The sequence below is a fragment of the Roseateles sp. genome, assembly GCF_039929605.1.
GTDB lineage: Bacteria > Pseudomonadota > Gammaproteobacteria > Burkholderiales > Burkholderiaceae_C > Pelomonas.
Window position 1 is genome coordinate 1 of sequence record NZ_JBDSQX010000118.1, and the last position, 9,931, is coordinate 9,931.

Below are 9,931 nucleotides of genomic sequence, written 5' to 3' on the forward strand. Positions count from 1 at the left end.
TCAAGCTTCTTGCCCGATGCGCCCGCCATGTAGATATTGAGCGACTGCGCCTGGTCAATCCACTTCTGGCGCCGCGCGGCGGCTTCCACGATCCAGGAGGTTTCCACTTCAAAGGCAGTGGCGTACAGGGCCTTGATGTCCTGCGGCACGCGGTCTATGGGTCGCAGCGAGCCATCAAAATGTTTCAGGTCCACCACCATCACATCGTCCCACAAGCCGAGCCGTTTCAGGTCCTGGACCAGGTAATGGTTGATTACGGTGAACTCGCCCGACAGGTTGGACTTGACCGAGAGGTTGCCAAAGCAAGGCTCGATGGACGCGTCCACACCGATGATGTTGGAGATGGTGGCCGTCGGTGCGATGGCGACGCAGTTGCTGTTGCGCATGCCGAAGGTGGCGATGCGACCGCGCAGCGCGTCCCAGTCCATCGTGGTCGAGCGATCCACGTCTACATAGCCGCCGCGCGCGTCGGCCAACAGGTCGAGCGAGTCGATCGGCAGGATGCCGCGGTCCCACAGCGAACCCTTGTAAGAGGAGTAGCGGCCGCGCTCTTCAGCCAACTCGGTCGAGGCCCAGTAGGCGTGATAGCAGACGGCTTCCATCGAGCGGTCGGCGAAGTCGACGGCGGCCTGGCTAGCGTAGGGCGTGCGCAGTTGGTACAGCGCGTCCTGGAAGCCCATGATGCCCAGGCCCACCGGGCGGTGGCGCAGGTTGGAGTCGCGCGCCTTCTTGACGGCGTAGTAATTGATGTCGATGACGTTGTCGAGCATGCGCATCGCCGTGCGCGTCGTCTTCTTCAGCTTGACCTGGTCGACCTCGCCGTCCTTGATGTGCTGGGCCAGGTTGACCGAACCCAGGTTGCAGACGGCGATCTCGCTCTCGTTGGTGTTCAGCGTGATCTCGGTGCACAGGTTGGACGAGTGCACGACGCCGACGTGCTGCTGCGGGCTGCGCACATTGCAAGCGTCCTTGAACGTGATCCAGGGGTGACCCGTCTCGAACAGCATCGACAGCATCTTGCGCCACAGGTCCTTGGCCTGCATGCGCTTGAAGAGCTTGATCTCGCCGCGGTCGGCCTTGGCCTCGTAGGCCGTGTAGGCCACCTCGAAGGGCTTGCCGAACAGCTCGTGCAGGTCCGGGCAGGTGCTGGGGCTGAACAGCGTCCAGTCACCGCCTTCGAGCACACGGCGCATGAACAGGTCGGGAATCCAGTTCGCCGTGTTCATGTCGTGCGTGCGGCGGCGGTCATCGCCGGTGTTCTTGCGCAGGTCCAGGAACTCTTCGATGTCCAGGTGCCAGGTTTCCAGATAGGCGCAGACGGCGCCCTTGCGCTTGCCGCCCTGGTTCACCGCCACGGCCGTGTCGTTGACGACCTTGAGGAACGGCACGACACCTTGGCTCTTGCCGTTGGTGCCCTTGATGTGCGAGCCCAGCGCGCGCACCGGCGTCCAATCATTGCCCAGGCCGCCGGCGAACTTGCTCAGCAGCGCGTTCTCTTTCAGCGCTTCGTAGATGCCATCGAGGTCGTCGGCCACCGTCGTCAGATAGCAGCTCGACAGCTGCGAGCGGCGCGTGCCGGCGTTGAACAGCGTCGGCGTGCTGGACATGAAGTCGAAGCTCGACAGCACTTCGTAGAACTCGATGGCGCGCGCTTCGCGGTCGATCTCGCCCAGCGCCAGGCCCATGGCCACGCGCATGAAGAAGGCCTGTGGCATCTCGATGCGCTGGTCTTCGATGTGCAGGAAGTAGCGGTCGTACAGCGTCTGCAGGCCGAGGTAGTCGAACTGCAGGTCGCGTTCGGCCTTGATCGCGGCGCCGAGCCTGACCAGGTCGTAGTGGCCCAGCTTCTCGTCCAGCAGCTCGGCCTTGATGCCCTTCTTGATATAGCCGGGAAAGTAGTCGGCGTAGCGCTCGGCCATCTCGGCCTGCAGTACTTCGCCGCCAACGACCTCGCGGCGGATCGTGTGCAACAGCAGGCGCGCGGTGGCGCGGCTGTAGCCGGGGTCCTTCTCGATCAGCGTGCGCGCGGCCAGGATGGCCGCCTTGTAAACCTCGTCGATGGCGACGCCGTCGTAGAGGTTGCGCTGGGTCTCGGCCAGCACGGGGTCGGGCTTCACGTCCGCGCCGAGGTTCTCGCAGGCCGAGCCGATCAGGCCCTTGAGCGCGCCCAGGTCCAGCGGGCGCCGCTCGCCGCGGTCCACCACCATCAGCGTCGGCTCGACGGCACGCGCCGCTTCACCTTGAGCGGCGCGTTCCTGTGCGCGGCGCTCGCGGTAGAGCACGTAGGCGCGGGCGACTTCGTGGTTGCTGCTGCGCATCAGGCCCAGCTCGACCTGGTCCTGCACGTCTTCGATGTGGAAGGTGCCGCCACTCGGGCGCGAGCGCAGCAGGGCGCGCACGACGTTTTGCGTCAGCTGCTCGACCGTCTCGCGCACGCTGGCCGAGGCCGCGCCGCTGGTGCCGTGCACGGCCAGGAAGGCCTTCATCAGCGCGACGGCAATCTTGCTCGGCTCGAACGAAACCACCGCGCCGTTGCGGCGAATGATCTGGTAGGACTGGTAGGTCGCTTGCGTGGGGGCGCTGGCGGTGTGTGCGTCGGATCCAAACGCGACCGGCGAGCCGGAGGTAGCGGGGGCAACCTGGCCAGTGATGGCTTCATGCAGCATGAGGGGATCCTTTTCGAGAAATGGCGAGCAAATGCGCGGCAACAACCCGGGGTTCGGGCCGGCGCATTTGCGTTGCTTCAGTGGGGGTGCTTCGTCCCTGACGGTCCATTGCCCGGCCAGCATTCAGGCTGGGTCCTCGGGTGCGCTGCTGCGGGCGGCAAGCCGCGTCAAACAGCGAATCCGGGGGGACGGTCATGGGGGTGACTGGGTTAGCAGGATATCACGAAGGGACACTATATCTATGGTCCGCACAGCCCTCAAGCACTACCGCTAGTGTCAAACCCTGTCCGACTTTTGACTGGCCAAATGACCCGCGTGCGCCGTTGCCCGATCAGATCGGGGCTACCTGCGCGAGACCCGCATCGGCACTGGGCTGGCGGGCCGAACCTGCCCGCAAAGCCGCGCCGATGCTGCGTTTGGCGAGCCCGACCCACTCGCCTGATGGCCGCACGGCGAATACAAGCAGGGCAAATCCCGAGGGGTCACGAAGCGTATGAACCTTGCCGGCCGAGCGCCGGGCCGCTCCCCACCCGGCCCGCCTGGCGATGTGCTTGCCGGCGTCCAGCCGGGGCAAGACTGGGCGAGGGGTCAACTGTCTCCGGCGGAGATCGCCAACCGCGCCATGCGGTAGCGGATCTGACGCAGCGACAAGCCCAGGCTGGCCGCCGCCGCCGTGCGGTTGAAGCGGTGCAGTTCCAGCGCGCGCAGCAGGATGGCGCGCTCGACCTCGTCGAGATAGCGCGCCAAGTCGCTAGGCAACTGCTCGGGCAGCGACAGCCCCTCGGACACCGGCGTCGATGCCAGCGGCGTTTCGAGCGCAGCGAACTGGGACTCGCTGCGGTCCTCGTCCAGCAGCGTTTCCGGCAGACCCAGGTCGTCGGCGTCTATCCACTCGCCGCCCGCCAGCGCCAGCGCGCGGTGCAGCAGGTTCTCCAACTCGCGCACATTGCCGGGGAAGGCGTAGCGCGACAGCGTCTGCAGCGCGCCGCTGGTGAGGCGCGGCGTGGGCGACACACCCGCGTCCTGGGCGATGCGCGCCAGCACGCGGGCCCCGATCAGGCCCAGGTCCTCCAGCCGCTCGCGCAACGGCGGCACGCGGATCTGGATGACGTTCAGCCGATAGAACAAGTCCTGGCGGAAGCGGCCTGCGGCGACTTCGGCGCCGAGGTCCTTGTGCGTGGCACTCAGGATGCGCACGTTGATCGGCGTCTCGGCCGTTGCGCCCACGGGCCGCACCAAGCGCTCCTGGATGACGCGCAGCAGCTTGCTCTGCATGGCCAGCGGCAGGTCGCCGATCTCGTCGAGGAAGAGCGTGCCGCCATCCGCCGCCTGGAAAAAACCTTCGCGGTCCTCGTTGGCGCCCGTGAACGCGCCCTTGCGATAGCCGAAGAACTCGGCCTCCAGCAGGTTCTCGGGAATGGCGCCGCAGTTGACGGCGACGAAGCGCCCGCCGACGCGAGCGCCGTGCTCGTGGATGGCGCGCGCCACCAACTCCTTGCCTGTGCCCGACTCGCCCTGCACCAGCACCGGGGCCATGCTGCGCGCCACCTTGTCGATCAGCGAGCGCACCGCGCGGATGGCAGGCGACTCACCGACCAGCCGCAGCGCGGTTGCCGCCGCAGCGCCAGACTCGGCCGCCGCTGGCGACGGCTCGGGCGCCACGCGGCCCAGCGCCGACGCCACGACGAGGCGGAACTGGCGCAGGTCCACCGGCTTGGTCAGGTAATCGAAGGCGCCGGCCTTCAGCGCCTCGACGGCGTTCTCGGCCGAGCCGAAGGCCGTGATGACGATGGCCTTCTCGGTGCGCGCCGCCTGCTCCAGCCAGCGCAGCACGGCCAGGCCGGAGCCGTCGGGCAGCCGCATGTCGGTGATGACGGCGCTGTACTGCGTGGCCTGCAGATGGGCCAGCGCTTCGGCGACGGAGCCCGCACTGTCGATCTCGTAGCCCTCGCGCAGCAGCGTCAGTTCGTAGAGCGTGCGCAGGTCGGGCTCGTCGTCAATGACCAGCAGGCGCGCAGGCGTGGCAGCGTTCATCGGATCAAAGGGGTAGATGTGGGCGTGCGCAGATGCAGGCAGAACTCGTTGGCCGCCGCGTCGTGGGCGCGACGGTACTCGATGCGGGCGCCATGGCGCTCGCACAGCTCCCGGCAAATATAGAGGCCCAGGCCCGAGCCGCGGCTGCGCGTCGAGAAGAAGGGCTCGAAGAGATGCCGCTCGACGTCGGGCGGCACCGGCGCACCGGCGCTGCGCACGACGAGCGCCAGCGCGTCGCCGTCCGCTGCCAGGTTGACCCGCACCGCACCGGCACCGTCGTCCGCATGGCGCAGCGCGTTGTCCAGCAAGTTGACGAGCACGCGCCGCAGATGCTCCGGGTCGAACAGCGCCATCAACCCGGGCGCCTCGATCTGCAGGCGGAAGCGGCTGCCACGGCCATCGGCGCCGGCGTCCAGGCCATTGACCAGCACCCAATCCACGCAGGTCTCGTGCACCAGCTCGCTGACGTCCAGCACCTGGGTGTCGGGCTGCACGCCGGGTGCCACCTCAGTCACGTCGTCGACCAGCCGCTTGAGCCGCTGCACGTTCGACGCCACCATCTTGCTCAGTTGCTCGGCGCGCGTGCCGACCACGTCCTCGGCCAGCAGCGCATTGGCCTGCGCGATGGCGGCCAGCGGGTTGCGGATCTCGTGCGCGATGCCGGCCGACACGCGGCCCATGGCGGCCAGCTTCTCCTGCCGCGTGCGCGCCAAAAGCTCCCGGTTGTCTTCGACGAACAGCACGCACAGCTCCTCGCTGCCTTCGCGCTGGCGCGTGAAGCGCAGACGCAGCCGTAGGCTGCGGTTGACGCCGTTCTCCAGCGGCAGCGCCACGTCGATCTCCACCCCCGAGCCCCCTGCATAGGCGCGCTCCAGTGCCTGCACCAGTGGTTGCCAGTCGGGCCGGCCGCGCAGCTGCCAGCTCAGCTCGCCGCTGGCCGCGCCCAGTAGCGCGCGCGCCGCCGGGTTCATCGCCCGCACGCGGCCACGCCGGTCGACGACGAGCACGCCCTCCTGCATCTCGTCGATGACGAGGCGGTTCAGCAGCTCCTGCTGGCGGGCCAGCGCCAGGCTGCCCCGCGCCGCCTTTTCCTCGCGCGCCAGCCGGGCACTCAGCTCACCCGCCAGCAGGCTGACCGCAAACAGGCCGCCGCCGACCAGGCCGGCCTGCGTCGTCTTCACGCCGATATCCACACCCAGCAGCAGCGACCCGCCGGCCGCGGCCAGCAGGCCCAGCGTCGCCATCGCTGCCGTCGCCAGCGCCAGGCGGCGCGGGCTGAGCACGGCGGCCATCAGCACCGGCATGACGAACAGCGCGCCGTAGTTCACGCCGCTCGGGTCCAGCGCATGCAGCACGCCAAAGAGGATCAGGTCGACGCCGATGGCGCTCCACCAATGCGGGCTGCTGACGCGCGCCAGGCTGCGTGCCGAGGCGCCACGGCGCAGTTGCGGCAGCAGCCACAGCGCCACTGCGGCCACGGCATAGGAGGCGCTCAGGCCCATCGTCGAGCGCGCCGGCGGTGCCGCCAGCACCGAGGCGATCAGCTGCGCCCCGATCAGCGCCAGGCCCAGGGCGGCGCGCGCGGCGAGGAAGGCGCGGTAGAGGCGATCGAAGCTGGCGCTGCTCTCGGTCGGCTCGGCCGGCGGGGACTCGACGAACCAGCTGGCGTCGGCTGCCAACTCAGCTCTGGCCCAGCCGGGCCTCGTGGCTGCTGCGGTGGGCGCTGCTGCAGAACACGCCGCCCTTACCCGGCAGCGCTTCGTCAGCCGGCAGATGCATGCCGCACTCGGCACAGCGCAGCATGGCCTGCGGCTTGGGTTGCGCGGGCGGTGGCGGCTTGCGCGCCTCGGGATCGCGCGGCCGCGAGCGCTTCAGGCCGAGCACGAAGAAGAACAGCGCCAGCAGGCCCAGCAGCAGCAGGTACTTCATGCCCCACCTCCGCCGCGCTGCAGAATGACTTCGATCACGAAGCGCGAGCCGGCATACGACAGCAGCAGCAAGGCCGCGCCGGCATAGAGCCAGCGCGTGGCCCGCCGGCCACGCCAGCCGTAGATGCGCCGGCCGACGAGCAGGCCGGTCAGCACCAGCCAGCCCAGCACGGCGAGCAGGTTCTTGTGATCCCAGCGCCAGTGCGGCGTGAACCACCAGCCCAGCAAGATGGCCAGCGACAGCACGCCCACGCCGGCAGCGACGAAATTGAAGGTCAGCCGCTCCAGTCGCAGCAGCGGCAGGCCGCCCGGCGCGCCCTGCGGGTGGCGCAGGCGTGACTCGGCGCGGTTCATCAGCGCCGCATGCAGCACGGCCACGCCGAACAGGCCGTAGGACGCCAGCCCCAGCACCCAATGCAGCGGCGCCCACGGCGAGGCGGCCAGCGGCCGGCTCTCGCCCGGGAAGGCCCAGGCCAACAGCACGGCCGCCGCCGCCAGCCAGGCCAGCACGCGGCGCACGCTGTGCAGCGGCAGAAAGCGGCTTTCGATCAGATAGACCGTCAGTACCAACCAAGTCGTCATCGACAGCGCCGGCGCGAAGCCGAAGCGCGCGCCCGGCGTGGCCAGGCCGAAGCCACTGATATCAATGAAGAGGGCGACGAACTGCGCCGTCCAGGCCAGGGCCATGGGCGGCACCGAGCGCAGCGGCGGGCGTAACGCTGTATTGGCGGTATCGATCTCACCGGCCCGGGCGCGCAGCAGGCCGACCCAGACATAGCCCAGCAGCGCCAGGCCGCTGGCGACGGCCAGCGCGACGCCGGGCCCGATGGCTCCGGTTGCGGCGGCGACTCCCAGAGAAGCGGGCGATAAACTCATGGCCGCAGTGTACTTTTGGCCTCCACCGTTCTGGCGGACCGGCCCCCTCTCATCCCATGGCAACCAATCTCACCGACCGCCTGAGTCGCCTCGTCAAGACGATGCGCGGGCAGGCCCGCATCACCGAAACCAACGTGCAGGACATGCTGCGCGAGGTGCGCATGGCCCTGCTGGAGGCCGACGTGGCCCTGCCGGTCGTGCGCGACTTCATCGCCCGCGTGAAGGAGAAGGCACTCGGCCAGGAGGTTGTCGGCTCGCTGAACCCAGGCCAGGTGCTGGTCTCCATCGTCCAGAAGGAACTCGCCGCGACGATGGGCGAGGGTGTCGCCGACATCAACCTCGCCGCCCAGCCGCCCGCCGTCATCCTGATGGCCGGCCTGCAAGGTGCCGGCAAGACGACGACGACCGCCAAGCTGGCCAAGCACCTGATCGAGAAGCGCAAGAAGAAGGTGTTGACGGTCTCCGCCGACGTCTACCGCCCCGCCGCCATCGAGCAGCTGAAGATGGTGACGCGCCAGGCCGGCGCCGAGTGGTTCGAGTCCACGCCCGACCAGAAGCCGCACGACATCGCCCTGGCCGCGCTGGACTACGCCAAGCGCCACTACTTCGATGTGCTGCTGGTCGACACGGCCGGCCGCCTGGCCATCGACGAAGCGCTGATGGCCGAGATCAAGGATCTCCACGCGGTGCTGAACCCGGTCGAGACGCTGTTCGTCGTCGATGCCATGCAGGGCCAGGACGCGGTCAACACCGCCAAGGCCTTCAAGGAAGCGCTGCCGCTGACCGGCATCGTGCTGACCAAGCTCGACGGCGACTCGCGCGGCGGCGCGGCGCTGTCGGTGCGCCAGATCACCGGCGCGCCGATCAAGTTCGCCGGCGTGTCCGAGAAGATCGACGGCCTGGAAGTGTTCGACGCCGACCGCCACGCCGGCCGCGTGCTCGGCATGGGCGACATCGTGGCGCTGGTCGAGCAGGTCACGGCCAACGTCGACATGGCCTCGGCGCAGGCCATGGCCGAGAAGCTCAAGAGCGGCAGCGGCTTCGACCTGAACGACTTCCTGATGCAGATCGCGCAGATGAAGAAGATGGGCGGCCTCGGCGGCCTGATGGACAAACTGCCGCAGAACATGATGGGCAACAAGCAGCCCGGCCAGGCCGACATGGACCGCGCCGAGCGCGACATGAAGCGCATGGAAGGCATCCTGCGTTCGATGAGCGCCAAGGAGCGTTCGCACCCCGCGCTGCTGATGGACGGCAAGAGCAAGGCCAGCCGCAAGCGCCGCATCGCCACCGGCGCGGGTGTGCAGATCCAGGACGTCAACCGCCTGCTGAATCAGTTCGACCAGATGCAGCAGATGATGAAGAAGATGAAGGGCGGCGGCCTGATGAAGATGATGAAGAAGATGGGCGCCATGAAGGGCGGCCTGCCCGGGATGGGCTGACCGCTCCCAAACAGAAGAAGGCCCCGCAGGGCCCTCTCCGTCGGGGCGCAAAGACCTACTTCTTCTCGGCCGCGGCCTTCAGCCCGGGCAGGAAGTCGGCACCGTGCGCGATCTGCGCTGTCGACTGGCGCACCGTCTCGCCCAGCGGCTCGACGCGGCCGCCCAGGCAGTGGCCCAGGAAGCTCTCCGCGATCGCGTTGAAGCCGATGCGGTTGTTCGGCTTAGCGAAACCGTGGCCTTCATCCGGGTACAGCACGTAGGTGACCGGGATGTTCTTGGCCTGCATGGCCTGGACGATCTGGTCCGACTCCGCCTGCTTGACGCGCGGGTCGTTGGCCCCCTGGCCGATGAGCAGCGGCCGCACGATCTGGTCGGCCTTGTACAACGGCGACGCGGCGCGCAGCGTGGCCTTGCCCTCGTCGGTGCCCGGGTCGCCCATGCGGCTGAACATCTGCTTCTTGCCGGCTTCCCAGTAGGCGGGGATGGTGCCCAGCAGCGTTTCCAGATTGGACGGCCCGACGATGTCGACCGCGCAGGCGAAGGTGGTCGGCGTGAAGGCCAAGCCGGCCAGCGCCGCGTAGCCGCCATAGCTGCCGCCCATGATGGCGACCTTGTCGCTGGTCGTGATGCCCTGCTTGACGGCCCAGTTGACGGCGTCGATCAGGTCGTCGTGCATGGCCAGGCCCCATTGCTTGTTGCCGGCGTTCAGGAACTTCTTGCCGAAGCCGGTGGAGGCGCGAAAGTTCACCGACAGCACCGCGTAGCCGCGGTTGGCGAGCCATTGGTGGGTGCCGTTGAAGCCATGGCGGTCGCGTCCCCAGGGGCCGCCGTGCACCAGCAGCACCAGCGGCACCGCCTGTTCGGGCTTGCCGTCGCCGTTCTTGTCGGCGCCCTGCGGCAGCGTCAGATAGCTGGGCAGCGTCAGGCCGTCGCGGGCCTTGATCTCGACCGAGTGCATGGGCACCAGCGGCGCGTTCTGCAACTC

General features: G+C 68.5%; 7 protein-coding genes. 1 reads left to right on the forward strand and 6 read right to left on the reverse strand.

Annotated elements, in window-relative coordinates; genetic code table 11:
• The 5 genes from ABIS05_RS16485 to ABIS05_RS16505 all read right to left on the reverse strand — a co-directional run.
• A partial coding sequence (locus ABIS05_RS16485; RefSeq protein WP_348013016.1) for a ribonucleoside-diphosphate reductase subunit alpha occupies nt 1-2,666 on the reverse strand: 2,666 nt, incomplete at its 3' end.
• A gap of 588 nt (nt 2,667-3,254) precedes the next feature.
• The gene (locus tag ABIS05_RS16490) at nt 3,255-4,700 is read right to left on the reverse strand and encodes a sigma-54 dependent transcriptional regulator (protein WP_348013017.1); all 1,446 of its coding nucleotides are present in this window, start codon (nt 4,698-4,700) and stop codon (nt 3,255-3,257) included.
• On the reverse strand, nt 4,697-6,379 hold the full coding sequence (locus ABIS05_RS16495) for an ATP-binding protein (protein WP_348013018.1): 1,683 nt from the start codon (nt 6,377-6,379) through the stop codon (nt 4,697-4,699). The genes ABIS05_RS16490 and ABIS05_RS16495 overlap by 4 nt, the downstream gene beginning before the upstream one ends.
• Nucleotide 6,380: 1 nt before the next feature.
• Nucleotides 6,381-6,629: a PP0621 family protein gene (locus ABIS05_RS16500; RefSeq protein ID WP_348013019.1), complete on the reverse strand. Its 249-nt coding sequence runs from the start codon at nt 6,627-6,629 to the stop codon at nt 6,381-6,383.
• A complete protein-coding gene (locus ABIS05_RS16505; RefSeq protein ID WP_348013020.1) occupies nt 6,626-7,504 on the reverse strand; it encodes a cytochrome c biogenesis protein CcsA in 879 nt (292 codons plus the stop codon). The genes ABIS05_RS16500 and ABIS05_RS16505 overlap by 4 nt, the downstream gene beginning before the upstream one ends.
• Before the next feature lie 56 nt (nt 7,505-7,560).
• Here ABIS05_RS16505 and ffh point away from each other — a divergent pair, with 56 nt between their 5' ends.
• The gene (gene ffh, locus ABIS05_RS16510; protein WP_348013021.1) at nt 7,561-8,946 is read left to right on the forward strand and encodes a signal recognition particle protein; all 1,386 of its coding nucleotides are present in this window, start codon (nt 7,561-7,563) and stop codon (nt 8,944-8,946) included.
• A gap of 55 nt (nt 8,947-9,001) precedes the next feature.
• Here ffh and ABIS05_RS16515 read toward each other — a convergent pair.
• Nucleotides 9,002-9,931, reverse strand: a 930-nt coding sequence (locus ABIS05_RS16515; protein WP_348013022.1) for an alpha/beta fold hydrolase, incomplete at its 5' end; no start/stop codon positions are given.

What these genes read in the sequence shown, in the direction of transcription:
- ABIS05_RS16490 (WP_348013017.1), bottom strand. Translation starts at nt 4,700, where the DNA reads ATGAACGCTGCCACGCCTGCGCGCCTGCTGGTCATTGACGACGAGCCC.
- ABIS05_RS16500 (WP_348013019.1), bottom strand. Translation starts at nt 6,629, where the DNA reads ATGAAGTACCTGCTGCTGCTGGGCCTGCTGGCGCTGTTCTTCTTCGTG.
- ABIS05_RS16505 (WP_348013020.1), bottom strand. Translation starts at nt 7,504, where the DNA reads ATGAGTTTATCGCCCGCTTCTCTGGGAGTCGCCGCCGCAACCGGAGCC.
- ffh (WP_348013021.1), top strand. Translation starts at nt 7,561, where the DNA reads ATGGCAACCAATCTCACCGACCGCCTGAGTCGCCTCGTCAAGACGATG.